Raw genomic sequence first — 26,630 nt, forward strand, 5'->3', positions numbered from 1 at the left:
CTTAACAAACAAAACCCCGACCAGTCACCTGATCGGGGTTTTCTTTTACCTGTATTCCCGCTTAATGCGAAACGCGGCTAGTCCCATCAACAGTAGCAATCCGCACCCGCTCGCCAACACGGAATACTTCATTCTCCTGAACCTGTTGCACGTAGGCGCGCATGCTGCCGTCGTCTTCGCGCACGGTGATTTCCACGCCTTGGGTGCGGGTCAGGCCTTCTTCTGTGGCCGAGCCGATCAGGCCGCCAGCAACGGCGCCGATAACCGCAGCAACGATGCTGCCGCGACCGCCACCGATAGCGCTGCCGCCAACACCGCCAACCGCCGCACCGGCAAGGCCGCCGATCGGGGTTTTGGTGCCTTCGATTTTGACCGGGCGCAGGGATTCGATGGTGCCCATACGAATGGTCTGCACGCGACGCGCTTCGTCACGGGAGTAGGAGTCACCGGTCAGGCTCGATTGGCAGCCAGTGAGCAACATCGCCATCGTGGAAAAGGAAGCAACCAGCAGAACAGACTTACGCATAGCATCAACTCCAAAGGACAGGTATTCATTAAACTCCGCAGCTTGACGCCTGTCACTGCATCGCCCGGATAAAATTGGTTTGATTCAGGCCCGGTACAGGCACCTCCACGAACTCACCACACAGTAGCGGCAAATTCCGCAATCTGCGTCGCTGCCCCAAGGATTGTCATGGATTACTTCATCATTGTCGTCACTACCGTTGCCGGATTGTATTTCCACGGGTGGCTATACGTGAGGATCAAACGCTGGATGGACCGCGATCTGGCGTTGGCACTGGCGGGTAAAGACGAGCAGAAAAAGGCGTTCATGCTCCAGCAACTGGCGAACGCTCAAGCGCAGAAGATCAAGCGCCGGGAGCTGCCCCAGTGGCTTGAAGCCGCTGCGGCAGGTTATCCCGATCGGTAGACGGCTTAAGGTGCCAGACGTTCAAGAGTCCAGTCGGCGCCCTGGAAGCGGTAGTTGAGGCGATCGTGCAGGCGGCTCGAACGGCCTTGCCAGAACTCGATGCGCTCCGGTAACAAACGATAACCGCCCCAGTGCTCAGGGCAATGAGGTTGCGTGTCGCTGAAACGTTGCTCGGTGTTCTTGAGCAGCGCTTCCAGTTCGGCGCGATCGGCGATTACCCGGCTCTGGGGCGAAGCCCAGGCACCTAGGCGACTGCCCAGCGGCCGGACCTGAAAGTAGGCGTCGGACTCTTCAGGCGTGACTTTCACCACCCGCCCTTCGATGCGCACCTGACGCTCCAGGGCCGGCCAGAAAAAGGTCATGGCCGCGAACGGGTTCGCGGCCAGATGCTGGCCCTTGGCGCTGTCGTAGTTGGTGAAGAAGGTGAAGCCCAGCTCGTCCAGTCCCTTGAGCAGCAGAATGCGGCAATGCGGCCGACCGTCCTGATCGACGGTGGCCAGGGTCATGGCGTTGGCTTCCACCGGTGCCTGCTCGGTTTTCACCGCGTCGGCGAACCACTGATGGAACAGCGCGAATGGCTCGGCCGGGGCTTGCGCCTCGGTCAGGCCATCACGGGTGTAGTCGCGACGCATATCAGCCAGGCCCTGGGTCATGGCGCATTCCTTTTGGTTAACGAATCACTTTTTTACAGTATCGGCGGCGTCGGCGACTTTTTTCGTGTCGGCAGCAGCCTTGGCCGGAGCAGTCTTTTTCGCAGGGGTCGCGGTTTTAGCCGGTGCCTTCTTGGCGGCGGCTTTCTTGGCCGGGGCTTTTTTCGCAGCAGGCACAGCCGCTTTCTTCGCGGCTGGCGCCGGGGTGACCGGTTTGACCACTGGCTTGACGTCCTGGGTAGCGACCAACTTCACTGGCGCAGGGGCCGGCATGTTGTACTTGCTCAGCAACGCGACCATGGTGTTTTGCGGGGTCACCAGCAGTTCGACGCGACGGTTCAAGGCACGGCCTTCATTGCTGTCGTTGGCAGCACGCGGGGCTTCGCCGCCCATACCGCGCAGCATCAGACGATCACGCTGCAGACCGCTGAGGCGGAAAATCGCTGCCACGGACTGGGCACGCTCCTGGCTCAGTTTCACGTTGGCCGGTGCGGCACCCGACGTATCACTGTGGCCGAGAACCAGCACGGCAGTCTTTGGATCGACTTCAAGGATTTTCGCAACGCGAGTGAATGGACCGAGGGTCACCGGCAGCAGCATGGCTGGACGGTCAGGGTTGAACGAACCTTCTACCGGCGCGGTAACGACCAATACGTTTTCACGACGCTCGAGTTGCAGATTGCTGTCCTTGATCGCTGCGCGCAGACGCGGTTCGTAATCGTCGAGCCAGGCTTGGGTAACTTTAGGATCAGGCATCGGCACGGCTTTGGCAGTGCTTTGCTCTTTACCGCCGAACGGCCACCACCAATTGCCACCTGCATCGGCCTCAGCCTTGGCCTTGGCCACCTCGACCGGTTTGGCTTCAGGCTTGGCTTCAGCTTTCACCGCTGGCTTCTTGTCGAGAACTTCATCGGAACCGAATGGCCAGTACCAAGGGTTGGAGCTTTCAGCCTTGGCAACCGGAGCGATCGCGGCAGGTTTCAAAGGTGCCGGGGCTGGCGTAGGGGCCCGAGCCGGGTCTTTAGTGGCGACTTTGTCGGAGGAACCGAACGGCCACCAGCTGCTGCCATCCGAGTCATTTTGTGGAGTTTGTGCGCAACCGGTAATAGCGAAGCACAGGGCCAAAGCGAGAGTTTTATTGGATGACATTGGATATCCACAAAATGAAGTAATGAAAAATCAGACCGGGTTGACCCGGATAAACAGACGCTTGGAAACCATAAAGGCTTTGGGGTTCCGGCCCTGGAACCCCTGAGCGCGTTTTACAGACAAGTGGCCAGTGCGCGCGCAAGCTTTTGTGCGCGCGGGTCCATCAAGACGTACGGTCCTAAGGTATTTGTCACAAAGCCGAAGGCCACATCGTGTTCCGGGTCAGCAAAACCGGTGGAACCGCCGGCACCCGGATGGCCAAACGCACGAGGGCCGAGGCCGTAGGTGGCGTTGGGGACGTCCGGTTGATCGAGCATGCAACCCAGGCCGAAACGGGTCCGGGTCAGTAAAGTCTTGTCCTCGCCGAGGCTGTGCTCGCGCGTCAGTTCCTCGAGCATTTCGCTTTCCAGCAAGCTGCCATCGAGCAGACCGGCATAGAACCCGGCCAGGCTGCGGGCATTGCCGTGGCCATTGGCGGCCGGCTGCTGCATGCGTCGCCACTCGGGTTTGTTGGTGCTGGTCATGATCGACGGCGGGTTAGTGAACGCCCTCGTGGTCATGGCGGTCGGCTCGCGCATGGTCACTTGCAGCAAGCGCTGAGCCGCGGCATCGCCGACATTGCCCTTGCCACGGGCGATGTGCGCCACGCGATGGAACTCCTGGTCCGCCAGGCCGACGTGAAAATCCAGCCCCAAAGGCTTCGCGACTCGCGCCACGATGGACTCACCCGGCCCACGACCGTCGGCACGGCGCAGCAACTCACCGACCAGCCAGCCGTAGGTGATCGCGGCGTAACCGTGACCAACCCCCGGCGTCCACCACGGTTCTTCGGCGGCCAGGGCGTCAACCATGGTTTGCCAGTCGTAAAGGGCTTCCGGGGCCAATAGCTCACGCAGCGCCGGCAGACCGGCCTGATGGCAGAGCAATTGACGCAGGGTCACGGACTCTTTGCCGGCGGCGGCGAACTCGGGCCAGTAGCGGGCAACCGGGGCATCCAGTTGCAACTTGCCTTCGGCCACCAGTTGCAGGGCGGTCACGGCGGTAAAGGTCTTGGTGCAGGAGAACAGGTTGGCGATGGTGTCGCTGTGCCAGGCTTCGGTACCGTCCTTATCAGCGCTGCCGGCCCAAAGGTCGACCACGGTTTCACCGCTGATCTGGATGCACAACGCTGCACCACGTTCCTGAGGATCGTCGAACAGCGCCGCGAAAGCTTCACGCACCGCTTCGAACTTCAGCTCGTAAAAACCCTGAATCTGCACCCGCAACTCCCCGGATATAAAGCTCTACAAAGTGGCCCGCATTGTTCCAGCCCTAGAGGGTTTTGGGAACTGTGGCGGGCTGGGCGGCGTAGCCGCCCATAGATTTGTTCAGAAAACCTGTGGTGAATCCGAGGGCGCTATCGCGGGCAAGCCTTGCTCCTACAGGATCTCCACAACCCCTGTAGGAGCATGGCTTGCCCGCGATGAACGATCACTCGGTCTCAATGCTTAATCAGCTTCGTGACCGGCTTTATCCGCCTCAGCCTTGGCCTTCTCGGCTTCTTTACCGAGCTGATCGACGGTCTGCAAATTGCTCTTGCGTACGCTGTCGACGAACCCCTGGAACGGCAGATCGGTAATGCCCACCAGCCCGAAGTGACCGTTCTCACCATCCAGCAGACGACCGGTCACCGGTTGATCGAGGTATTGGAACCAGTGAACGCCGACGATCGACGGTTCGCTCATCGCCTGTTTGAGGAAACTGGCGTAAGCCGGCCCACGGTCCTCTTCCTTCGCCAATTGCGTCACGCCGCCCCAGAACGGGCCGCGATCCGCGGAGCCGAAGTTGAACTCGGTGATCAGCACCGGTTTATCCAGGCTGCGCAGCTTGGCGAAGTCGTAACCGTCCTGCGGTTGCAGGGTGTACATGTTGAAGCTCAGCACATCGCAATACTGGGCGCAGGACTCAACCGCTTCCGGGGTGCTGATGGCAAATCGGCCACCCAGCAACAGCTGATTCGGCGCGTGCCACTTGAGCGAGTCGGAGAGGGTCTTGAAGTACGTGTCGGCGAAGACCTTCTGGAAGTATTTGAAGTCGGCTTCGATTTCCGGGTACTCGGCGCTTGGCAGCGGCGGCACGAAGCCCGGATCTTCCATCAATTCCCAGGCCGGCAAATCAATGCCCCAGGCTTTGGAAAGGCCCGCCTGATTTCGGTACTTGTCCCGCAATTGCTTGAGGAATGCGCGCTTGGCCGGCACGTCGGTGGTCATTTTCAAGGTGCCGTAGGCCAAGGCGTAACGGGCTCTCGGGTCGTCGCCGGGACCGGCCCAGGCCAGTTCGTTATCGGCGAAGTAGCCGATCAGCCATGGATCGTCGCGATGGTCGCGCGCGGCGATGGCCACAGCACGTTCGGTGGCCATGGCGAAACGCGGGTCAAACGGATCGGGCATGCCGCCCCACCAGTCGGTGCCGGTGCTGATGCTGGCGTAATCGCCGACGATCGACAGCGGCAAGGTGTACGGCACGCGATCAGCGTTGGCCAACGCCGGAGCGCTCCAGTTGCCGATAGTGTTGAAGCCCCAGGCTTGCAGGCGATCAAGGGTGTGGCTGGCCCAGCGCTGTTCATCAACCACCGCTTTGCAGGGTTCGGCAGCTGTTTGCTCAGCTGCTTTCGCGGCGGTCGCTTCAACGGCGCCGGTCTTGGCGGCTTCGGCGACACCGGATTCGGCCGTCGAAGGCGCAATAGGTTGCTCAGAGGCCTTCTCGGCTGTTGCCTCAACGGCGTCGGCCTTGGCGGCTTCGGCGACACCGGCCTTGGTTTCACTGCCCGGTGCGCAAGGTTCGCCATACAAGCGCTGCAAGTTGGCGCCATAGAAGTCGTACCAGCGACCGGCATTGTAACCACGGCCCTGATCGGCGCCGTTGCCGCCTCGGTTGTCGCCTTCGCCAAAATGGCTGGCCAACGGTTCGTCGGGTTTGGGCAGCGATTCAAACATCCACTCGCGGCCGGCGACGTAGGTCTGGTCGACGTCCGGGGTGACAGTGTTGACCCCGAGCGAATAGAACGGATGGCCTTCCGGCGTCACCAGGTACCAGCGACCGTCGCGCTTCTCAGTGCGGAAAAAGCCGCTGGCCTTGAATACCGGGCCTTTGTTCCAGCCACCGAACTTGTCCAGGGACGACTTCTCGCGCTCGGCCAGCCAGGTTTTCAGTTGCTGCTGTTCCTTGGCGGCGGCGCTTTTCAGTTGCTCGTCGCTGCTGACTTTCTCTGGCCATTTGGCCCGGGTCGACTGGCCATAGGCGTCTACTAGGCCGCCAAAAGCCGCTTGGGTAACCGCATCGCCGTCCTGCACGCCAAAGCGTTCCAGCAGAATGCTTTGCGCGACTTTCGGCTGATCCATCGACAAGGTCACCGACACCACCTGGCTGCGCTCCAGCTCACCGGCGCTGCTGGCCAGCAATACACGCTGCCCCTCAAATGTCATCGGCATCTGTGGGCCCGCTTTCAGGCCCAGGCTCAATGGCGTAAAGGGCTGCAGCGGCACCAATAAGGTTTGCGCAGGGCCGGCCGGCAAGTCGACGCGGCTAACCAGTGTCTTGCCGTCGTTGCTCTGGATTTTCACGTACAGGGTCACGGCCCAGTTCATTGCGCTCTGAATCCGCAAACTCATGAAGCCCGACTGCGACCAGTCCCAGGCGCCCGTCTGCGGGGTCAGACGCAAGGTCGGTTGTGCCACCGGGTTGAACGTCACCCGACGCAGCACTTCGCCTTCGGCCGTTTGCTCGGCATTGGATTGCGGCAGGCTGGCGTCCTGAGTCGCCACCTGGACCACATCGGCGGGGCGCACAAAGTTGAACAGCGTCTGTTGGCCGGCAGGAGCCGCCAGCAAAGGGGCTGCGAACATCAGGGCGAAAACGGCAGGTAACGAACGGCGCAGCGAACGGTGAATCATGAGAACGAAATTCTCCCTAACGACCTTCAATGGGCCAGTGGAAAAGCGATGGCAGAGAGATAGACAACGCGGTGGGCAAATTTGCCCACCGGTGTATCAGGAAATTTCACGCCGGAAGGGTGGCAACGCATTGAGGATCGCTTTGCCATAACGCTGGGTCACCAGACGTCGATCGAGCAAGGTGATGGTGCCGCGGTCTTCTTCGGTGCGCAGCAAGCGACCGCAGGCCTGGACCAGCTTCAGCGAAGCATCCGGCACGGAGATTTCCATGAACGGATTGCCACCCCGAGCCTCGATCCACTCGGCCAGGGCCGCTTCGACCGGATCATCGGGCACCGAGAATGGAATCTTCGCGATAACCACGTGCTCGCAGTAAGCGCCGGGCAAGTCGACCCCTTCGGCGAAACTCGCCAAGCCGAACAACACACTGGAATCGCCGCCATCGACCCGCGCCTTGTGCTTGTTCAGGGTTTCCTGTTTCGACAGGTTGCCTTGAATGAACACTTGCTTGCGCCAGTCGCGGTCGAGACCGTCGAACACGTCTTGCATCTGTTTGCGCGAAGAAAACAGCACCAGGGTGCCGCGCGAACCTTCCACCAAGGCTGGCAAATCACGGATGATCGCCGCGGTGTGGGCCGGCGCATCACGCGGATCGGCCTTCAGGTCCGGCACTCGCAGCACGCCAGCGTCAGCGTGATGGAACGGGCTTGGAACCACCGCGGTCACAGCTTTTTTCGGCAGGCCGGCGCGCATGCGGAAGCGATCGAAGGTGCCGAGCGCGGTTAGGGTCGCGGAGGTCACCAGAGCGCCGTAGGCCACATTCCACAAATTGCGACGGAGCATTTCCGCCGCGAGGATCGGGCTGGCGTTGACCTCGATGTCGAAGAGCGAGCCGCTTTCGGCCAGGGTCAGCCAGCGGGCCATGGGCGGGTTGTCTTCCGGGTCTTCGGCGGTGAACGCGACCCACAATTCCCAGTTGCCCGAAGAGCGGGACAACAGGCTGCCGAACAGCGGGTACCACTCTTCGGCCTGGTTGCTGGCGATGCCGATGTTGACCTCGCCGTCCATGCCTTCCTTGAGCAGTTCGGTGAGCCGGGTGAACAGGTCGGTCAGACGGGCAAAGCCCTTCTTCAGCTCGATGCCCATTTCGCGCATGTGCTCGGGAATCACCCCGCCGACGAAGCGATGACGCGGCCGCTCGCGACCTTCGACGTCTTCGCCGGGTTTGAAATCGGCGACCTGCTCGCAGGCGCTGAACATGAATTGCTGCTGGGTCTTGATCTCCCGTGCCAGTTCCGGCACTTGTTCGATCAACTTGCCCAGGTCGCCCGGCAGCGGATGCTGGGCCAGCAACTTGGTGAGGTTCTTGGCGGTGGTTTCCAGCCAGTCGGCGGTGGAACGCAGACGCGTGTAATGGGCGAAATGGCCGATGGCCTTGTCCGGCAGGTGGTGGCCTTCGTCGAACACGTAGATGGTGTCGCGCGGGTCCGGTAGCACGGCACCGCCGCCCAGCGCCAGGTCGGCCAGGACCATGTCGTGGTTGGTGACGATCACGTCGACTTTGCCCATGCCTTCGCGGGCCTTGTAGAAGGCGCACTGACCGAAGTTCGGGCAATGACGGTTGGTGCATTGGCTGTGATCGGTGGTCAGTCGCGCCCAATCGGCGTCTTCCAGGGCGGTGGACCAACTGTCGCGGTCGCCGTCCCACTTATTGCCGGCGAGTTTCTCGATCATGCTGGTGAACAGTTTCTGACTGGCCTCGTCGACCTCGATCTTGAAACCTTCTTCTTCAAACAGCTGCGCTGTGGCGGTTTGCGCGTGACCTTCCTGGAGCAACATGTCGAGTTTGGACAGGCACATGTAGCGCCCTCGCCCCTTGGCCAGGGCAAAGCTGAAATTCAGCCCGCTGTTGCGCATCAGGTCGGGCAAATCCTTGTAGACGATCTGCTCTTGCAGGGCCACGGTGGCCGTGGCAATCACCAGACGTTTGCCGGCAGCCTTGGCCGTGGGGATGGCGGCCAGGCTGTAGGCCACGGTTTTGCCGGTACCGGTGCCGGCTTCCACCGCGACAATCGCGGGGTCGCCACTGCGCCGGCCTTCGTCGTCGGTGTCGATGTCACCGAGGACCTTGGCAATTTCGGCGATCATCAGGCGTTGGCCGTAGCGCGGCTTGAGGCTCTTGGCTTCGAGAAAACGCGAGTAGGCGCCCTGGATCGTGGTTTTGAGTTCGGTGCTGATCATGGATTGTCGGGCGCAAAAAACGCTGGATAAATTTTCAGTGGTTCGGTTCGGCCGCTATCATACCCCGCTAATTAATCCCGCGCAGAACGGAGTACCTCAATGACACCTTTTGGCATCCTTTACACCCTGCATGTCTTGTCAGCCCTGGTCTGGGTTGGCGGCATGTTTTTCGCGTGGATGGTCTTGCGGCCCGCGGCGATGAAGGCTCTGGAGGGCCCTGCCCGCTTGAAGCTTTGGGTAGAAGTGTTTCAAGGTTTTTTCCGCTGGGTCTGGGTCGCGGTGGTGCTATTGCCGGTCAGCGGTGTGGGCATGATTCATTTGCAGTACAGCGGTTTTGAAGCGGCGCCGCGGTATGTGCAGGTGATGATGGGGTTGTACGTGGTGATGACGGCGTTGTTTATCCGGATTCAGGCGTTGATGTTGCCGGAGTTACGCACGGCGGTGGCGGCGCAGGACTGGCCGACCGGGGCTGCTACGCTTGGGAAAATTCGCAAGTTGGTGGGGATTAATCTGATTGTCGGGTTGGTGCTGGTGGCGATTGCCTCGACCCGACCGATGTTCTAGGGCTTCATGATCGTTCCCACGCTCTGCGTGGGAATGCAGCCCGTGACGCTCCGCGTCACTGGACGCGGAGCGTCCCTTGAGGCATTCCCACGCAGAGCGTGGGAACGATCGGTCAGAGGTTACAACCGTTGAACAGTCACCGAACCCGCCGCACCGGCAGACCCCGGCTGACCATCAACACCCGGTCTGCCGTTCTTGCCGCCATCGGCCTTGTAAACGAAACAGCCCTTGGCCTTGCCACCCGCGCCCGGTTTACCGCCAGGCCCGGCCAAACCACCGTCGCCGCCGGCCACCTGAACCTTGATCAGTTCCGCCGGGTAATCGCGCGGCACTTCCAGACGAACCAGTGCACCCGGCGCGCCCGGCTGACCGTCACTGCCATCACTACCATCGGCACCGCGACCGGCCTGGCCCCAGGTACAACCCGGTGCCTGACCGTTGGCCCCATCGAGACCGACGAAACCCGGTGCGCCCGCGCCGCCGCGAGCGTCCACCAACAACAGCGGCGCACTCAGTGCCTTGATCTGCAAGTTCAGGTTACGCCCGGAGCGGGCGGCCTTGAGATACGTCCCCGGCGCGCCGCGAGCCGTGATCTGGCTGCCTTCCGACAACTGCGCACGAATGACCTTCAGCTCAAGCGGCTGTTCGCCGGGGACGATGGCGATCCGCGCTTCACGACCCAGACGCAATTCGCCGACGGACACCTCGGTCACATTCGAGGGAATCAACAACGTGCCGTAGTCGGCCACTTCCAGGCGTTCCAGTTGCAAGGTGCTGGCGGTGTTGGGCAAGCGCATCAAGGAGTTGGTTTCGACGTTCACCACCTGGGCGCAGGCCAACGGGCTGATGAGTGCAGCGAGCAGACAGAGTTTACGCATGGGAAGCCTTAGACGCGGTCGGAGCCGGGATGGTTTGCAGGTGATAAACACCGAAAAAAAGGATCTTCAGGCGATCAAGCCAAGGATGAGCGCGACCTCTGAGGCTGCGGAAACAGAACACCGCCTCAAGAAGATGAAGGCATGCCAGCAGGCCGCCGGCCAGATCAACCAGCAGATGCAGAGGATTGACAAACGGCATGAGCTGATTGACCAGCACCACCAGCCAGAACAGCAGGGTCAACAACTTCCCCAGCCCCCAAAACACGTTCATACGCTCCCCCGTTGAGAATTATTCTTTGCGCGCACAGTACCGGCTTCCACGCGGGATAAGCCAGAGGGCAACGGAAAATTCTTCATGAAGGCCGCCGAATGGCCGCCGGACCGACTTAAATTGTCGCCCGACGGCTCTATCTCGGGGCTCAGCGATTGACGTGCAACTCCACCCGACGGTTTTTCGCCCGTCCTTCTTCCGTTTCATTATCGGCCACCGGCTGACTTTGGCCCTTGCCCTCGCTGGTGAGCTTGTTCGGCGCCAGGCCCTGGCTCAACAGGTAGGCTGCCACGCTACTGGCGCGACGTTCCGAGAGTGCCTGGTTATAGGTGTCCAAACCTACGCTGTCGGTATGCCCGATCACCTTGATGCTCACCACATCGGCGCTTTGCAGTTTGGGCATCAGCGAATCCAGCTGAACCTGCGCGGCTGGGGTCAGGTCGGATTGGTTGAAGGCAAACAGTACGTCGCCAGCGTCGCTCAGGGTGATGACCTCCGATTGCGCAGGTTCGGGCACGCTGACCGGGTACTGCGGCAATGGGCAACCATGATGCTCAACGGAAGTATTGGCGGGCGTATCAGGGCAGCGATCACGTCGATCGAAGACACCATCGTCGTCTTCGTCGCCATCCTGGGCATAACAGATCAAGCCACCGGTCAAGATACCAAGCGCCGCCCCACCGGCCGCCCAACCGCTACTTTGGAGAGCGCCCAAACCGCCACCCACCAGGCCGCCGATAACGCTGCAGATTGGCCAGGTTCGTTGATTGAGGGGGGCGGTGCCATCGCTGTGAGTCGCGCAACCGGTCAACAGGCTGCCAAGCAGCACAACCGGCAAGACAGTCCGTGTGAGAACACTCATGGTGAAAGCTCCTGTGTTACCGGCCAATGCCGGTCACACAGGAGTAAAGACCCGCATCCGCGACTGCACAAGCCGCGGAGTACGAGGGGTTTAGCGGTTGATTTTGATTTCCGTGCGACGGTTCAACGCGCGGCCGTCAGCGGTTTTGTTATCGGCAACCGGCTGGCTTTCACCGGCACCGGTGACAGAGACGAAGCTGCTGCGTGGCACGCCTTCCTGGATGAGGTATTCAACCACCGAGTGAGCGCGACGATCTGACAGTTTCTGGTTATAGGTATCGCTGCCCACGCTGTCGGTGTGACCGGTTACAGTCAGTTGGGCGTTAGGCGCTTCCCCTTTCAAGCGAGTGGCGATTTTATCGAGTACCACTTTGTCGGCAGGGGTCAGCGTGGCCTTGTCGAACTGGAAGTGAACATCGCGAATGACGATGACTTCTTCTCTAACCACGGCTGCTTCTTCGACCACTGGCGCAGGCACCGGTGGAGGGCAACCGTCGGCATCGACGCGCACGCCTTTAGGTGTTCCCGGGCACTTGTCGCGGCTATCCGGCACGCCATCGCCGTCTTCGTCGCCATCACCGTGAACCCAGCAATAGGCCGCAGCCGTGCCGCCGACGAGCAGCGCGCCATACCCCGCCCATGCCGAGCTCTCGGTCGCGCCGAGACCTGCACCCACGACACCACCGACCGCCGCACAGGTCGGCCAGTCGGTTTTCTGCAAACCTGCGCAACCAGTCAACACACTGGTTAGCAGAACCAAGGGTAATGCTGTGCGAACTATGCTCATCTAGTTTTCTCCTGAGGGATCGGCTTAGAACCGATTCAGGTAGTAAAGACCCGAGTTTTAATCTCCGCCAGCAATAGGCCATTGCAGTTTTAACCCGTGTTCACGGCACATCGGCGCTTTTGGGACAAACCAGCTCTAGGCCCGGCCCTTTGAGCAGGCTAGTCTTGGCAGCTCTGATTGAGGATCTTCGATGATTGCAGGTATTTCTTCGCGCACGCCCCAGCAGGCGTTGGCCGCTTTGCTTGATCGTTACGCCCCCGCGCGCCTGTTGCTGATTGGCGCCAGCGAGTTCCCCGCGCTTGAAGCTTTCAAGCTGGCGCACCCGGACACTTGTGTGGCCCATGCGGCACCTGGACCGTTGCCTGCTGAATTGGCGGCGCGCCGGTTTGACCTGGCGCTGGTGGTCGATTGCCTCGAACACTTGCCCAAACGCGATGGCCTGAATCTGCTTGGCGGGGTGCGTAACCTCAACGCCAGTCGCATCGCGGTGCTGGCCGACTTGCCGGCCAGCGGCTGGCAGGAGACCGATTTTTTCTCCCTGGCCCTGCAAGCCAGCGAACGCTTCCAGCGCGACGATCAAGTGCTGACCCTGTTCACCTATGATCTGCTTGATTACAAACAAGTCCCCGACTGGCTCAACTCACGGTTCTGGGCCAATCCGGAAAACTTCGGGAAATATTGGTGGTAACGCCATGAGTACATCCATTTGCCCCTGCGGCAGCGGCACCCTGCTGGATGCCTGCTGCGGCCATTACCATGCCGGTCATCCGGCGCCGTGTGCCGAAGCCTTGATGCGTTCGCGCTACAGCGCCTACGTACTGGGGCTGATCGATTATCTGGTGGCGACCACCCTGCCCGCACAACAGGCAGGCCTGGATCGGCAGTCCATCAGCGACTGGAGCGCCCAAAGCACCTGGCTGGGCCTTGAAGTGGAAAGCTCCGAGGTCTTCGGCGGTCAGCCGGAACATGCCTTCGTGACCTTTACCGCGCGCTGGCACGACGGCAGCGGTGAACACAGCCACCGCGAGCGCTCGTCGTTCGTGCAGAACGCCGGTCACTGGTACTTCATCGATCCCACCGTACAACTCAAGGCCGGGCGCAATGATGCGTGCCCTTGCGCCAGCGGGCAGAAGTTCAAGAAGTGTTGTGCGGGTTATTTCAGCAGTTGAGGTGAGTGACCTGTAGCAGCTGGCGAAGCCTGCGTTCGGCTGCGAAGCAGTCGCAAAATCAGAACTCGCGGTGCCTCAGGCAGACCGTGCAAGCCGGATTTACGACTGCTTCGCAGCCGAACGCAGGCTTCGCCAGCTGCTACAAGGGAAGGAGTCAGTCCATGCTCAGTCAGCGGCGCGTCTTTCAAACCCTCACCCTGCTCCTGTTTCTGGGGCTCGGCGGCTGCGCGTCCTGGTTCGGCGATGATCTGCCTGAGCCGCAGGTGCATCTGGTCAAGGTCGAAGTGGTCCAGGCCAAACTGATGCAGCAGCGATTCCTGCTGCACTTTCGCGTGGACAACCCTAACGACAGCGACCTGACGGTGCGGGGCATCGAGTACCGCATTCACTTGGGCGACATGCTGCTGACTGAAGGTGAGCACGAACACTGGTTCACCGTTGGGCCCAAGCGCAGTGCCTACTTCAAAGTGCCGATCCGCACCAACCTGTGGCCCAAGGTGCGGGATCTGGTGAAACTGCTGAAAAAACCCGACCAGCCGATTCCCTATCGTCTGGAAGGTGAACTGGAAACCGGTTTATTCATCGCGCACTACGTGCACCTGGCGCGCAATGGCGTGATAATCGCCGCCGATTTAATTCCGGAGCAAAACCGATGACCCAGCAACCCCATGTCCATGGCCCTGACTGCAACCACGATCATGACCATCACGACCACCATGATCACGACCATGGCCATGTCCACGGCCCGAACTGCGGCCACGCCCACCAGGAACCGGTGCGCAACGCCCTGAAAGACGTCGGCCGCAACGACCCTTGCCCATGCGGCAACGGCAAGAAATTCAAGAAGTGCCACGGCGCTTGATGCTTCGGGTGGAGATGTTCTTCGCCTGTTGAATCGCTATCGCAATTTGTTGCGTAGCAGATCCCTGTAGGAGCATGGCTTGCCCGCGATTGGGTCGCCGCGGTGTATCAGATGGACCGCATCATCGTTCATCGCGGGCAAGCCTTGCTCCTACAAAATCTGTGCGGTGCTGACGACCGTCGCATATTCCCCATGCAGATTGCCCAACGACATCGCATGCACTTCTTCAGCTGAATGGGCGTTGCCAAAATAATCGGCCTTGTCGAACGTAAAGCACGCATCCTCCGCCACCCACGTTTCAAACCCCAGATTCCCGGCCGTTCGCGCCGTGGATTCCATCGAGTTGTTGGTCGCTACGCCGACAATGACCAACTGATCGATCCCTGCCTCTCGCAAACTCGCTTCCAGCCCCGTCGCACAAAACGCATCCGGCACCTGCTTTTGAATAAGCTGCTCACCGGTCTGTGGCAGAAACCGCTCCTGAAAGTCCACCCCCGATTGCTGCGGCCAGAACACTGAGTCGGGAGAACGGGACAGGTGCTGTACATGAATGACCGGTCGCCCGGTTCGACGCCAATGCCCTAGCAAATCGAGGATTCGCTGCTCGGCCTGAAGATTATTTCGGCGACCGAGTTTGGGATGCAGGATGCCTTTTTGTTGATCGATGATGATCAGCGCCGCGTTTGTTTTGAGCTCCATGCCGTTTTTTCTCATGCGGGGTCATTGAATTCCCCACACTTCAGCATCACCTCCTCCTACAGGCAAGCTATCGAACGCAAACAGGACGACCTGATGCCGGCGTTTGCTGTCCGCAAGTAACGACATCTTTTGATTTGGAGTACTCCATGATCGACCTGTATTACTGGACCACCCCCAACGGCCACAAAATCTCGATATTCCTGGAAGAAGCCGGCCTGCCCTACAACGTTCACCCGATCAACATCAGCCAGAACGACCAGTTCAAACCCGAATTTCTGAAAATCTCCCCGAACAACAAAATTCCGGCCATCGTCGATCCCGAACCGGCCGATGGCGGTGAGCCATTGGCACTGTTCGAGTCCGGGGCGATTCTGTTGTACCTGGCAGAGAAAACCGGCAAGTTCCTGCCCAAAGACTTGCGTGGTCGCCAGCAAGCGCTGCAATGGTTGTTCTGGCAGATGGGCGGTCTGGGGCCGATGGCCGGGCAGAATCATCACTTCAGTCGGTTCGCGCCGGAGAAAATCCCCTACGCGATCAAGCGCTACATCGACGAGACCGCCCGCCTCTACGGGGTACTCGACAAGCAGCTGGCCGATAAAGACTTCGTCGCCGGCAGCGAATACAGCATTGCCGACATGGCAATCTACCCGTGGATCGTTTCCCACAAGTGGCAGAACCAGAACCTGGAAGACTTCCCCAACGTGCTGCGCTGGTTCAACCACATCCAGAGCCGTCCGGCGACGGTGAAGGCGTATGCCCTCGCGGCCAAGGTCAATCCGCCTAAATCCTGACCCCTTCCTACGATCGTTCCCACGCTCCGCGTGGGAATGCAGCCCGTGACGCTCCGCGTCACATCTACAGCCGAACGCAGAGCGTCCGTTGAGGCATTCCCACGCAGAGCGTGGGAACGATCACTGAAGAAATAACCCCGCCGCCGCTTGCGCGGGCACCTCCTGCTCACTAACGTAGCGCCTTTATTGCGCCTCTACCCCCGCAGGAGCTTTGCCATGGCCTCGCCAGCCCTTACACATTTTCTTCCCCGGTTCGGCGTTGCCGCAGCAGTGGCCGGTGTTTTGAGCCTGACCGGTTGTCAGACCTGGAACACCCAGGACACCCTCCCGCCAACCACCGGTGTGCAGCCGCTCAAGGGCTTGGCGCAGAACGTTTCGGTGCGCCGCAATGCCATGGGCATGCCGTTGATCGAAAGCAACACCTTCCACGACGCGCTGTTCACCCTGGGTTACGTCCACGCCACCGACCGCATCACGCAGATGGTCACTCTGCGCCTGTTGGCTCAGGGCCGTTTGTCGGAGATGTCCGGTTCGGACCTGCTGGACGCTGACCGCTACATGCGCGCCGTCAACCTGAAGAAAAGCGCAGGCGAGCTGTACAAGGCGTCTTCGCCGCGCCTCAAACGCTTCTTCGAAGTCTATGCCCGCGGCGTCAACGCCTACCTGTTCCGCTATCGCGACAAACTGCCGGCGGACCTCGCGGCCACCGGCTACAAGCCTGAATACTGGAAGCCGGAAGATTCGGCGCTGATTTTCTGCCTGCTGAACTTCAGCCAATCGGCGAACCTGCCGGAAGAGATTTCGTCGCTGATGCTGGCCCAGACCGTCAGCACCGACAAGCTCGCATGGCTGACCCCGTCCGCTCCCGATGAAAAGCTGCCGCTGGCCGAAGCTGAAAAACTTCAGGGCATCAAGCTCAACGGGCAAATCCCGGGCCTGGCCGAGATCAGCAAAGCCACGAGCCAACTGTCCGATCTGAACCTGCTGGGCGCCACCTCGTCGAACAACTGGGCGATCGGCCCGCAACGCAGCCGCAGCGGCAAAAGCCTGCTGGCCAGCGACAGCCATGGACCACTGGGCGTGCCGTCGTTGTTCAGCTACGTGCAGATTCGCGCGCCGAAGTACCAGGCTTCTGGTGTGACAATTGCCGGTTTGCCGATGGTGCTTGGCGGTTTCAACGGCAAAGTGGCCTGGAGCATGACCACCGTCATGGGTGACAACCAGGACCTGTTCCTGGAAAAAATCAAACGCCAGGGCAACAGTCTTTCCTACGAGGTGGGCGGCAAATGGCAGCCGGCGATCGTGCGAAACGAAACCTACTTCGTCAAAGGCCAGCGGCCGATTCGCGAAGTGGTGTACGAAACCCGCCATGGCCCGCTGCTTAACAGTGCCCAAGGCACGACGCTGGCTAACGGTTTCGGCCTGGCCTTGCAGTCGCCGAACTTCACCGATGACAAGACCCTGGACGCGTTTTTCGACCTGTCCCGCGCCCAGACCGTCGAGAAAGCCTCGGACGCCAGCCGCGAAATCCGCGCCATCGCGCTGAACCTGGTATTCGCCGACGCCAGCAACATCGGCTGGCAAGTCACCGGTCGCTTCCCGAACCGTCGCGAAGGCGAAGGCCTGCTGCCGTCGCCGGGCTGGGAAGGTCGTTACGATTGGGATGGTTACGCCGATCCGATGCTCCATCCCTATGACCAGGATCCGGCCCAAGGCTGGCTCGGCACTGCCAACCAGCGCGTCATTCCCCATGGCTACGGCATGCAGTTGTCCAATTCATGGTCGGCGCCGGAACGTGGCGAACGCCTGGCCGAACTGGCGGGAGTGGGAAAACACGACACACGCAGCCTGATCGCCATGCAATACGACCAGACCACCACTTTCGCTGCCAAGCTGAAGAAAATGTTCGAAGCACCGGGCATGTCGCAACCGCTCAAGCAGGCCATTGAAGCATTGCCTGTGGCGGATCGCGGCAAGGCTCGCGAGGCGTATACCCGCCTGATGGCCTTCGACGGAAAACTCAGCCCGACCTCGACCGATGCGGCGATTTATGAGCTGTTCCTCCAGCAAAGCACCCAGCAAATATTCCTCGACGAACTGGGCCCGGAAAGCAGTCCGGCGTGGAAAGCCTTTATCGCCAACGGCAAGTTGTCCTACGCGGCCCAGGCTGATCACCTGCTGGGGCGTGAGGACAGTCCGTTCTGGGATGACGCTCGCACACCGCAGAAAGAAGATAAACCGGCGATTCTCGCTCGCTGCCTGGCAGCCGCGATCAGCGCGGGCGACAGCCAGTTGGGCGGCGATCACAAAGCCTGGCAGTGGGGCAAGCTGCACCGCTACGAATGGAAAAACGCCAGTGGCCAGACGGTGCGCGGTCCGCTTGCGGCCGGCGGCGACCACACCACGCTGAATACAGCTGCATTCGCCTGGGGTCAGGATTTCAACACCACCCTGGCACCGGCCATGCGCTTTATCGTCGACTTCGGCCAGGCCGAACCGCTGATGGGGCAGAACGGTACCGGGCAATCCGGTAATCCGGCGAGTCCGAACTACCTCGACAGCATTGATCCGTGGCTGAAGGGGCAATACATGAGTTTGCCAATGCAGCCGCAGAACTTTGACAAGGTGTATGGGAAGACGCGGTTGACGCTGACTCCTGGCAAGTAATTCCGCCTCCACCTGATCGTTCCCGCGCTCCGCGTGGGAATGCAGCCCGTGACGCTCCGCGTCACTGGACGCGGAGCGTCCCTAGAGGCGTTACCACGCAGAGCGTGGGAACGATCTGAATCCCTGAAAAATTAATAGAACTTCTAGCCTCGCGCAAACCTCATAGCAAACAAGTCCCTCCATTTTGGTAACAACATGGATCTTGTTATCGCGCGTCCTGAAGGTCATGGCGTCACCTTGAGTTTTCACCCCCGCCGGCAATGTCCTCGGCTCGGCACAGGTGCGTCTGGAATACGGCGGCGAAGTCTGGGTCGCCTCGGGCGACTACAAGATCGAGCCCGACGGCACCTGCGCGCCATTCGAACCGGTGCGCTGCGATACCTTCATCACTGAATCGACCTTCGGCCTGCCGATTTATCGCTGGCAACCCCAGGCGCACGTCTTCGCCGAGATCAATCAGTGGTGGCAAGCGTTTGCGTGGCACGCGGCGGCGACGTGGAGTGGATCGTGGCTTCGTACTGTCTGACCACGCCGACTGGCCCGGCCTGCTCTGGGCCATCGAACAGACCGGTGCTGAGCGAGTGAGGGTGACCCACGGTTCGGTCGGGGTACTGGTGCGCCATCTGCGCGAACAGGGCCTCGATGCCATGAGTTTCAGCACCGAGTACGGCGACGATGAGGAAGAAAACGCAGCCGTCGAACCCGAGAGCGCCGAGGTGCTGCCATGAAGGCGTTCGCCGATTTGTATGCCGAACTCGATGCCACGACGTCGAGCAACGCCAAACTGGCGGCGATGCAACACTACTTCGCCGAGGCCGCGCCGGAAGATGCCGCATGGGCTGTTTACTTTTTGTCCTGCGGGCGACCTCGACAACTGGTGCCGGTGCGCATCCTGCGAGAGTTGGCGGTGGAGATCTCCGGCCTCGCGCCGTGGCTGTTCGAAGAGAGTTATCAGGCGGTCGGCGATCTGGCGGAAACCATTTCGCTGGTGCTGCCCGAGGCGCTTCACAGCTCCAACGATGGATTGGCGGTGTGGATTGAAGACAAACTGCTGCCGCTGCGCGGTGAAACCCCGCAAGTCCTCGCCGAGCGACTGCCTGCCCTGTGGTCGCAACTGGACCGCCAGAGCCTGATGCTGTGCATCAAACTGATCACCGGCAGCTTCCGCGTCGGGGTCTCCAAGTTGCTGGTTACCCGCGCCTTGGCGGCCATGGCCGGGCTCGACAGCAAACGCGTCGCCCAGCGACTGGTGGGTTACACCGACCTGTCCAACCGCCCGAGCGCGTTGGGTTATTTGAAGTTGATCGCCGCCGAATCGTCTGACGAACATGCCAAACGGGGCGGTCAGCCTTACCCGTTTTTCCTGGCCCACGCGCTATCACAACCCGTTGAACAATTCGAAGCCCTGCTCGGCCCGGCCAGCGATTGGCAAGTGGAATGGAAGTGGGATGGTATTCGCGCCCAGGTGGTCAAACGCGACGGGCGACTGTGGATCTGGTCGCGAGGTGAAGAGCTGGTCACCGAGCGCTTCCCAGAACTCGACAGTCTGGTTCACTGCTTGCCCGAGGGTACGGTGATCGACGGTGAAATCGTTGCCTGGAAAACCGAACAACCCACCACCGGGGATGCCTTCAACCCTCATCCCCCGGCTTCACTCGCGGTAAAGCCTTTCGCGCTGCTGCAACAGCGGATCGGCCGTAAAACCCTGGACAAAAAAATCCTCGAAGAAGTGCCGGTGGTGATCCTCGCCTACGACCTGCTGGAATGGCAGGGTGAAGACTGGCGTAATCAGCCTCAGTCCAGGCGTCGCACTCAACTGGAGCACGTCGTCACCCGCTGCAACAACCCGGTATTACTCATCTCACCGGTGCTCACCGGCGAAGACTGGTTCGACCTCGCCCGACAACGGCAAGCCTCCCGCAAGCTCGGTGTCGAAGGCATGATGCTCAAGGCCTGGGATGCGCTGTATGGCGTCGGGCGGACCAAGGACATGGGCGTCTGGTGGAAATGGAAAGTCGACCCGTTCAGCGTTGACGCGGTGCTGATTTATGCGCAACGCGGCCATGGTCGTCGCGCCAGTCTCTACAGCGATTTCACCTTCGCCGTGTGGGACGGGCCGCCTGACGCGAGCGAACGCGCACTGGTGCCGTTCGCCAAGGCTTATTCGGGGCTGACCGACGAAGAAATGCGCCAGGTCGACAGCATCGTGCGCAAGACCACCGTAGAGACATTCGGGCCGGTGAGCAGTGTGACGCCGAGTCTGGTGTTTGAACTGGGATTTGAAGGTATCGCTCTGTCCAAACGACACAAGAGCGGGATTGCGGTGCGGTTTCCGAGGATGCTGCGCTGGCGGCAGGATAAGTCGGTTGAGGAAGCGGACAATTTAGGAACGTTGCAGGATTTACTCGGCTGACGATCAGTTAGAACCCTTCCAGATCGTTCCCACGCTCCGCGTGGTAACGCAGCCCGGGACGCTCCGCGTCCCAGATTGGACGCAGAGCGTCCATGGAGGCATTCCCACGCAGAGCGTGGGAACGATCAGTTACGCCCCTTATCGGTGCAGCTGTTTTCCGGCGCCCGTTTTCGTGCACAAATCCCTCCTTGCCATTTCTTGAATCACCTTTTAAAACACTTGTTCGGGACTCTGGTTCGGAAATTGCTACTTTCATAGGGTCTTACGCTTTCCAGTAACAATAATTCTGCGCCACAAGCGCTCATATTGGTTTTTAGGGATTGAATAATGAAAAAAGCATTGCTGACCCTTTCTGCACTGGCGTTGTGCATGGCAGCCGGTTCCGCGCTGGCCAAGGAATACAAGGAATTGCGTTTTGGCGTTGATCCTTCCTACGCTCCGTTTGAGTCAAAAGCGGCTGACGGTAGCCTGGTAGGCTTCGACATCGATCTGGGTAACGCGATCTGCGCCGAGCTGAAGGTCAAGTGCAAATGGGTCGAAAGCGATTTCGACGGCATGATTCCGGGCCTGAAGGCCAATAAATTCGACGGTGTGATCTCTTCGATGACCGTCACCCCGGCCCGCGAAAAAGTCATCGACTTCTCTGACGAGCTGTTCTCCGGCCCAACCGCCTACGTATTCAAGAAAGGTTCCGGCCTGACCGAAGACGTCGCTTCGCTGAAGGGCAAGACCGTCGGCTACGAGCAAGGCACCATTCAGGAAGCCTATGCCAAAGCCGTTCTGGACAAGGCTGGCGTGAAAACCCAGGCCTATCAGAACCAGGATCAGGTGTATTCCGACCTGACTTCCGGTCGCCTCGACGCGGCGATTCAGGACATGCTGCAAGCCGAACTGGGCTTTTTGAAGTCGCCAAAAGGCGAGGGCTACGAAGTCAGCAAGCCGGTGGACAGTGAATTGCTGCCAGCCAAAACAGCTATCGGTATCTCTAAAGGTAACAAAGACCTCAAAGACCTTTTGAATAAAGGTATCAAAGCGTTACACGACGATGGCACCTACGCCACCATTCAGAAGAAACACTTTGGCGATCTGAATCTGTACAGCGGCAAATAATGCCCGGCGCCCATCTTGCGATGGGCGCTTTTTTCATCCGATCAGGTTGCTGATTTATGTTCGAAAACCTATTACAAAACCTGGGGCTCTCAGCCTTCAGCCTCCAGGGCTTCGGTCCGTTGCTGATGGAAGGCACCTGGATGACCATCAAATTGTCGGTGTTGTCGCTGTTGGTGGCCGTATTGCTCGGGCTGCTCGGCGCCAGTGCCAAGCTGTCAAAAGTCAAACTGGTGCGAATACCGGCCCAGCTCTACACCACGCTGATTCGCGGTGTGCCGGACCTGGTGCTGATGCTGTTGATCTTCTACAGCCTGCAGACCTGGCTGACGTCGTTTACCGACTTCATGGAATGGGAATACATCGAGATCAACCCGTTCAGCGCCGGGGTCATCACCCTGGGCTTCATTTATGGCGCGTATTTCACCGAAACCTTCCGTGGCGCGATTCTCTCGGTGCCACGGGGCCAGGTCGAAGCGGCGACCGCGTATGGCCTCAAGCGCGGCCAGCGTTTCTGGATCGTGGTGTTCCCGCAGATGATGCGTTTTGCCCTGCCGGGTATCGGTAACAACTGGATGGTGATGCTCAAGGCCACCGCACTGGTCTCGATCATCGGCCTCGCCGACCTGGTCAAGGCGGCGCAGGATGCCGGTAAAAGCACTTATCAGCTGTTCTACTTCCTGGTGCTTGCAGCGCTGATTTACCTGCTGATCACCAGCGCCTCCAACTTCGTCCTGCGCTGGCTCGAACGCCGCTATGCCGCCGGTTCCCGGGAGGCCGTACGATGATCGAGCTCTTGCAGGAATACTGGAGACCTTTCCTTTATACCGACGGCTACAACATCACCGGCCTGGCCATGACCATGTGGCTGCTCAGCGCATCGATCTTCATCGGTTTCGTGGTGTCGATCCCGCTGTCCATCGCCCGGGTTTCGCCGCACTTCTACATCCGCTGGCCGGTTCAGTTCTTCACCTATCTGTTCAGGGGTACGCCTCTCTATATTCAGTTGCTGATCTGCTACACCGGGATTTACAGTCTGGCCGCCGTGCGCGCCCAACCCGTACTGGATGCGTTCTTTCGCGATGCGATGAACTGCACGATCCTGGCCTTCGCCCTGAATACCTGCGCCTACACCACGGAGATTTTCGCCGGGGCGATTCGCAGCATGGCGCATGGTGAAGTCGAAGCGGCCAAGGCTTACGGTCTGACAGGCTGGAAGCTGTATGCCTACGTGATCATGCCTTCGGCCCTGCGTCGTTCGTTGCCTTATTACAGCAACGAAGTGATTTTGATGCTGCACTCAACCACCGTGGCCTTCACCGCGACCATCCCGGACGTATTGAAAGTCGCGCGGGACGCCAACTCGGCGACCTTCCTGACCTTCCAGTCGTTCGGCATCGCTGCGCTGATCTACCTGACCGTTACCTTTGCGCTGGTCGGCCTGTTCCGCCTCGCCGAACGCCGATGGCTGGCCTTCCTCGGGCCGACCCACTAGGACCCGCTTTAGGAATAAAGAGACATGCGCCACCAGATTCATGACCTGCTGGCCCCGCTGCCGGGGACCGCTCGACAGATTCACAGCTTTCACTTCGGCCCATCAGCGGCCAAAGGCAAGATTTACATCCAGTCGTCCCTGCACGCCGACGAAATGCCGGGCATGCTGGTTGCCTGGCACCTCAAGCAGCGTCTGGCGGAACTCGAAGCCGCTGGCCGTCTGCGCAGCGAAATCGTGCTGGTGCCGGTGGCCAACCCGGTAGGCCTCGAACAAGTGCTGATGGATGTGCCACTGGGCCGTTACGACCTCGAAAGTGGGCAAAACTTTAACCGCTGGTTCGTCGATCTGAGCGAAGCCGTTGGCAACGAGATCGAAGGCCTGCTCGGCGACGATCCGCAGCACAACCTCGAACTAATTCGCAGCAGCCTGCGCAATGCCCTCGCCCAACAGACTGCCAGCACGCAACTGCAATCCCAGCGCCTGGCTCTGCAACGGCTGGCCTGCGATGCCGACATGGTGCTGGACCTGCATTGCGATTTCGAAGCGGTCGCCCACCTTTACACCACGCCCGAGGCGTGGCCGCAGGTCGAGCCGCTGGCCCGGTACATCGGTGCCGAAGCCAGCCTGCTGGCCACCGATTCCGGCGGTCAGTCGTTCGATGAATGCTTCACCCTGCTCTGGTGGCAGTTGAAGGAACGCTTCGGCGAACACTTCGATATTCCGCTAGGCAGTTTCTCGGTCACCGTCGAGTTGCGCGGTCAGGGCGACGTCAATCACCCCTTGGCGAGCCTCGATTGCCAGGCGCTGATCGATTACCTGATTCACTTCGGCGCCATTGCCGGCGAACCCACGTCGCTACCCGAGCTGCCCTACCCGGCCACACCGCTGGCCGGCGTTGAACCGGTGGCAACACCGGTCGGCGGACTGCTGGTATTCATCGCGCTACCAGGGGAATACCTCGAAGCCGGGCAACTGATCGCTGAAATCATCGACCCGATCTTTGACCGCGTCACCCCCGTTCATTGCACCGTTGCCGGGTTGATGTACGCCCGTTCGCTACGGCGCATGGCCACTGCCGGCATGGTGATCGCCCATATTGCGGGCACCGAAGCCTATCGCAGCGGCTACCTACTTTCGCCTTGAGGATGCATGCCCCATGTACAAACTGACCATTGAAGGCCTGCACAAAAGCTATGGCGAACATCAAGTACTCAAAGGCGTTTCGCTCAAGGCCAACACCGGCGACGTCATTAGCCTGATCGGCGCCAGCGGCTCGGGCAAAAGTACCTTCCTGCGCTGCATCAACTTTCTCGAACAACCCAACGACGGCGCCATGAGCCTGGACGGCCAGAACATCCGCATGATCAAGGATCGCCACGGCATGCACGTGGCTGACGCCGATGAACTGCAACGGATCCGCACCCGCCTGGCGATGGTGTTCCAGCACTTCAACCTGTGGAGCCACATGACGGTGCTGGAAAACATCACCATGGCCCCGCGTCGGGTGCTGGGGTGCAGCAAGCAGGAAGCCGAAGACCGTGCCCGGCGCTATCTCGACAAGGTGGGCCTGGCCTCGCGCGTGGCGGATCAATACCCGGCGTTTCTTTCCGGAGGTCAACAGCAACGCGTGGCGATCGCCCGGGCACTCGCGATGGAACCGGAAGTCATGCTGTTCGACGAACCGACCTCAGCGCTCGACCCGGAACTGGTGGGCGAAGTACTGCGCGTGATTCAGGGCCTCGCTGAAGAAGGCCGGACCATGATCATGGTGACCCACGAAATGAGCTTCGCCCGCAAAGTATCGAGCCAGGTGTTGTTTCTGCACCAGGGGTTGGTCGAGGAAGAAGGCGCGCCAGAGGATGTGCTGGGCAATCCGAAGAGTGAGCGGTTGAAGCAGTTCCTGAGCGGTAACCTCAAGTAAACCTAAAACCCTGTAGGAGCGAAGCTTGCTCGCGAAGGCGGTGTGTCAGCCGACATTATCGTGCCTGACACACCGCCTTCGCGAGCAAGCTTCGCTCCTACACGCCATTCGTTTTTCGCAGGCGGCGATCAAACAACGGGCGCTGGAGGCGGCTCGTCCGGCAAGGTGGGCTCACCAGGCTCGGTGGGCTGTTCGTTGGGGGTATCGGGATCAGGCTGACCGGGGATGCCCCCTGCCATGTTGATAGGTGGATGTGCCAACAAGGACCAGGCCAAAACGCCAACCTGATTGGGCTCAAGCCTTGCCAGTTCGGCACTTATTCGCGGATCGATCTTCATAGGGCACTCCTGAGCGATGGCCCGTCCGCATTGCGCGAACCGGGCAGTACACCCAATAGAGTGTCCACCCGCTCAAGAATTCCCACGACTTGCCTGACGAACGGATCAGGTGCGTGGCAGGGTAACGCCGCGCTGGCCCTGATACTTGCCGCCACGGTCCTTGTAGGACACTTCGCACTCTTCGTCGGATTCAAGGAACAGCATCTGTGCCACGCCTTCGTTCGCGTAGATTTTCGCCGGCAGATTGGTGGTGTTAGAGAACTCCAGGGTCACATGACCCTCCCACTCAGGCTCAAGCGGCGTGACGTTGACGATGATACCGCAGCGCGCATAGGTGCTTTTACCCAGGCAAATGGTCAATACATTACGCGGAATGCGGAAATATTCGACGGTGCTGGCCAGGGCGAAGGAGTTCGGCGGAATGATGCACACGTCGCTGTGGATGTCGACGAAGCTGCCGGCATCGAAGTTTTTCGGGTCGACGATAGCCGAATTGATGTTGGTGAACACCTTGAAATGATTTGTGCAACGCACATCGTAGCCGTAGCTTGACACGCCGTAGGAGATCACACGGCTATCGTCGCTGCCGCGCACCTGGCGCTCTACGAAGGGCTCGATCATGCCGTGCTCTTGCGCCATGCGGCGAATCCACTTGTCCGATTTGATGCTCATGGCGGGTGTCCTGAATAGCGAGGTGGAAAAAATCTGTCCGGCATCTTACCGGGCGCGCGCTTCGGGTTCAAAGTCCGGGTCACAAATCTTGCCGATCCCCCGTAATTTCCGGCTCTTGCGGGTAAACCGGCGGACCGTCAGTCATGAAAACAGAGAAACCTTCGTCGCAAGCATTGGCACGTTCCGGAAAAAGGGTTAAGGTGGCGCCACTGTGCTGCTTGTGTCACTGAGA

Annotated in this window: 27 protein-coding genes and 1 pseudogene; 15 read left to right on the top strand and 13 right to left on the bottom strand. The window is 60.1% G+C overall.

Annotated features, from left to right (window positions below):
- Positions 1-61: 61 nt before the first annotated feature.
- Complete coding sequence (locus tag CKW16_RS08575; RefSeq protein ID WP_095128035.1) at positions 62-526, bottom strand: glycine zipper 2TM domain-containing protein; 465 nt, start codon at positions 524-526, stop codon at positions 62-64.
- Positions 527-694: 168 nt separating this feature from the next.
- On the opposite strand from CKW16_RS08575, the gene CKW16_RS08580 reads away from it, so the two are divergent.
- Entirely contained in the window at positions 695-931 is a 237-nt protein-coding gene (locus tag CKW16_RS08580) for a hypothetical protein (protein WP_095128036.1), read from the top strand.
- Positions 932-936: 5 nt separating this feature from the next.
- Here CKW16_RS08580 and pdxH read toward each other — a convergent pair whose 3' ends face one another.
- The 5 genes from pdxH to dinG form a co-directional block, all read right to left on the bottom strand.
- Positions 937-1,584 (bottom strand): pyridoxamine 5'-phosphate oxidase, encoded by a 648-nt coding sequence (pdxH, locus tag CKW16_RS08585; protein WP_095128037.1) that lies wholly within the window; start codon positions 1,582-1,584, stop codon positions 937-939.
- A gap of 24 nt (positions 1,585-1,608) precedes the next feature.
- Entirely contained in the window at positions 1,609-2,730 is a 1,122-nt protein-coding gene (locus CKW16_RS08590; protein ID WP_095128038.1) for an OmpA family protein, read from the bottom strand.
- A gap of 113 nt (positions 2,731-2,843) precedes the next feature.
- Positions 2,844-3,989 carry a serine hydrolase domain-containing protein gene (locus tag CKW16_RS08595; RefSeq protein ID WP_095128039.1) on the bottom strand — a complete coding sequence of 382 codons (1,146 nt, stop codon included), beginning with the start codon at positions 3,987-3,989 and terminating at the stop codon, positions 2,844-2,846.
- 228 nt (positions 3,990-4,217) lie between these two features.
- A complete protein-coding gene (locus CKW16_RS08600) occupies positions 4,218-6,662 on the bottom strand; it encodes a beta-galactosidase (RefSeq protein WP_256580459.1) in 2,445 nt (814 codons plus the stop codon).
- A gap of 96 nt (positions 6,663-6,758) precedes the next feature.
- On the bottom strand, positions 6,759-8,903 hold the full coding sequence (gene dinG / locus CKW16_RS08605; RefSeq protein ID WP_095128040.1) for an ATP-dependent DNA helicase DinG: 2,145 nt from the start codon (positions 8,901-8,903) through the stop codon (positions 6,759-6,761).
- 99 nt (positions 8,904-9,002) lie between these two features.
- On the opposite strand from dinG, the gene CKW16_RS08610 reads away from it, so the two are divergent.
- Positions 9,003-9,467, top strand: coding sequence for a CopD family protein (locus CKW16_RS08610; RefSeq protein ID WP_095128041.1), 465 nt, complete (start codon positions 9,003-9,005; stop codon positions 9,465-9,467).
- Positions 9,468-9,586: 119 nt separating this feature from the next.
- Here CKW16_RS08610 and CKW16_RS08615 read toward each other — a convergent pair whose 3' ends face one another.
- From CKW16_RS08615 to CKW16_RS08630, 4 genes are all read right to left on the bottom strand, one after another.
- Positions 9,587-10,345 (bottom strand): collagen-like protein, encoded by a 759-nt coding sequence (locus CKW16_RS08615; protein ID WP_095128042.1) that lies wholly within the window; start codon positions 10,343-10,345, stop codon positions 9,587-9,589.
- Complete coding sequence (locus CKW16_RS08620; protein WP_095128043.1) at positions 10,338-10,616, bottom strand: DUF1145 domain-containing protein; 279 nt, start codon at positions 10,614-10,616, stop codon at positions 10,338-10,340. The genes CKW16_RS08615 and CKW16_RS08620 overlap by 8 nt, the downstream gene beginning before the upstream one ends.
- Before the next feature lie 148 nt (positions 10,617-10,764).
- Positions 10,765-11,478 carry an OmpA family protein gene (locus tag CKW16_RS08625; protein WP_095128044.1) on the bottom strand — a complete coding sequence of 238 codons (714 nt, stop codon included), beginning with the start codon at positions 11,476-11,478 and terminating at the stop codon, positions 10,765-10,767.
- Positions 11,479-11,568: 90 nt separating this feature from the next.
- The gene (locus CKW16_RS08630; RefSeq protein ID WP_095128045.1) at positions 11,569-12,264 is read right to left on the bottom strand and encodes an OmpA family protein; all 696 of its coding nucleotides are present in this window, start codon (positions 12,262-12,264) and stop codon (positions 11,569-11,571) included.
- A 190-nt stretch (positions 12,265-12,454) separates the two neighbouring features.
- Here CKW16_RS08630 and CKW16_RS08635 point away from each other — a divergent pair, with 190 nt between their 5' ends.
- The 4 genes from CKW16_RS08635 to CKW16_RS08650 all read left to right on the top strand — a co-directional run bounded on the left by CKW16_RS08635 (position 12,455) and on the right by CKW16_RS08650 (position 14,295).
- Positions 12,455-12,952 (top strand): DUF6231 family protein, encoded by a 498-nt coding sequence (locus CKW16_RS08635; RefSeq protein ID WP_046046245.1) that lies wholly within the window; start codon positions 12,455-12,457, stop codon positions 12,950-12,952.
- A gap of 4 nt (positions 12,953-12,956) precedes the next feature.
- On the top strand, positions 12,957-13,433 hold the full coding sequence (locus CKW16_RS08640; RefSeq protein WP_095128046.1) for a YchJ family protein: 477 nt from the start codon (positions 12,957-12,959) through the stop codon (positions 13,431-13,433).
- Between the two features lie 161 nt (positions 13,434-13,594).
- On the top strand, positions 13,595-14,089 hold the full coding sequence (locus CKW16_RS08645) for an LEA type 2 family protein (protein ID WP_095128047.1): 495 nt from the start codon (positions 13,595-13,597) through the stop codon (positions 14,087-14,089).
- Positions 14,086-14,295: an SEC-C metal-binding domain-containing protein gene (locus CKW16_RS08650; protein WP_007906737.1), complete on the top strand. Its 210-nt coding sequence runs from the start codon at positions 14,086-14,088 to the stop codon at positions 14,293-14,295. Before CKW16_RS08645 ends, CKW16_RS08650 begins: the two co-directional genes overlap by 4 nt.
- A gap of 150 nt (positions 14,296-14,445) precedes the next feature.
- On the opposite strand, the gene CKW16_RS08655 is transcribed toward CKW16_RS08650, so the two are convergent.
- A complete protein-coding gene (locus tag CKW16_RS08655) occupies positions 14,446-14,994 on the bottom strand; it encodes a cysteine hydrolase family protein (RefSeq protein WP_095128048.1) in 549 nt (182 codons plus the stop codon).
- A 146-nt stretch (positions 14,995-15,140) separates the two neighbouring features.
- Between CKW16_RS08655 and CKW16_RS08660 the strand changes: the two genes are divergently transcribed.
- The 9 genes and pseudogenes from CKW16_RS08660 to CKW16_RS08700 all read left to right on the top strand — a co-directional run bounded on the left by CKW16_RS08660 (position 15,141) and on the right by CKW16_RS08700 (position 25,388).
- Complete coding sequence (locus tag CKW16_RS08660) at positions 15,141-15,785, top strand: glutathione S-transferase N-terminal domain-containing protein (RefSeq protein WP_095128049.1); 645 nt, start codon at positions 15,141-15,143, stop codon at positions 15,783-15,785.
- A gap of 216 nt (positions 15,786-16,001) precedes the next feature.
- Entirely contained in the window at positions 16,002-18,452 is a 2,451-nt protein-coding gene (locus tag CKW16_RS08665; RefSeq protein WP_095128050.1) for a penicillin acylase family protein, read from the top strand.
- Between the two features lie 225 nt (positions 18,453-18,677).
- A pseudogene (locus CKW16_RS08670) lies at positions 18,678-19,180 on the top strand (DNA ligase-associated DEXH box helicase); the annotation flags it as partial.
- Positions 19,177-20,865: an ATP-dependent DNA ligase gene (locus CKW16_RS08675; protein ID WP_095128051.1), complete on the top strand. Its 1,689-nt coding sequence runs from the start codon at positions 19,177-19,179 to the stop codon at positions 20,863-20,865. The pseudogene CKW16_RS08670 and the gene CKW16_RS08675, both read left to right, overlap by 4 nt.
- Positions 20,866-21,192: 327 nt before the next feature.
- On the top strand, positions 21,193-21,975 hold the full coding sequence (locus CKW16_RS08680; protein WP_095128052.1) for a transporter substrate-binding domain-containing protein: 783 nt from the start codon (positions 21,193-21,195) through the stop codon (positions 21,973-21,975).
- A gap of 56 nt (positions 21,976-22,031) precedes the next feature.
- Positions 22,032-22,760, top strand: a complete 729-nt coding sequence (locus CKW16_RS08685) for an ABC transporter permease (protein WP_095128053.1) — start codon at positions 22,032-22,034, stop codon at positions 22,758-22,760.
- A complete protein-coding gene (locus CKW16_RS08690; protein ID WP_095128054.1) occupies positions 22,757-23,467 on the top strand; it encodes an ABC transporter permease in 711 nt (236 codons plus the stop codon). Before CKW16_RS08685 ends, CKW16_RS08690 begins: the two co-directional genes overlap by 4 nt.
- Positions 23,468-23,491: 24 nt before the next feature.
- Complete coding sequence (locus tag CKW16_RS08695; RefSeq protein WP_095128055.1) at positions 23,492-24,610, top strand: succinylglutamate desuccinylase/aspartoacylase family protein; 1,119 nt, start codon at positions 23,492-23,494, stop codon at positions 24,608-24,610.
- Positions 24,611-24,623: 13 nt separating this feature from the next.
- On the top strand, positions 24,624-25,388 hold the full coding sequence (locus CKW16_RS08700) for an ABC transporter ATP-binding protein (protein ID WP_095128056.1): 765 nt from the start codon (positions 24,624-24,626) through the stop codon (positions 25,386-25,388).
- 128 nt (positions 25,389-25,516) lie between these two features.
- On the opposite strand, the gene CKW16_RS08705 is transcribed toward CKW16_RS08700, so the two are convergent.
- Together CKW16_RS08705 and dcd are read right to left on the bottom strand one after the other, a co-directional pair.
- Positions 25,517-25,726 (bottom strand): hypothetical protein, encoded by a 210-nt coding sequence (locus tag CKW16_RS08705; protein ID WP_095128057.1) that lies wholly within the window; start codon positions 25,724-25,726, stop codon positions 25,517-25,519.
- A gap of 105 nt (positions 25,727-25,831) precedes the next feature.
- A complete protein-coding gene (gene dcd / locus CKW16_RS08710) occupies positions 25,832-26,398 on the bottom strand; it encodes a dCTP deaminase (protein WP_007904652.1) in 567 nt (188 codons plus the stop codon).
- Positions 26,399-26,630 lie beyond the last annotated feature (232 nt).

Origin of the sequence: Pseudomonas sp. Irchel s3h14, from assembly GCF_900187425.1 — a bacterium.
GTDB lineage: Bacteria > Pseudomonadota > Gammaproteobacteria > Pseudomonadales > Pseudomonadaceae > Aquipseudomonas.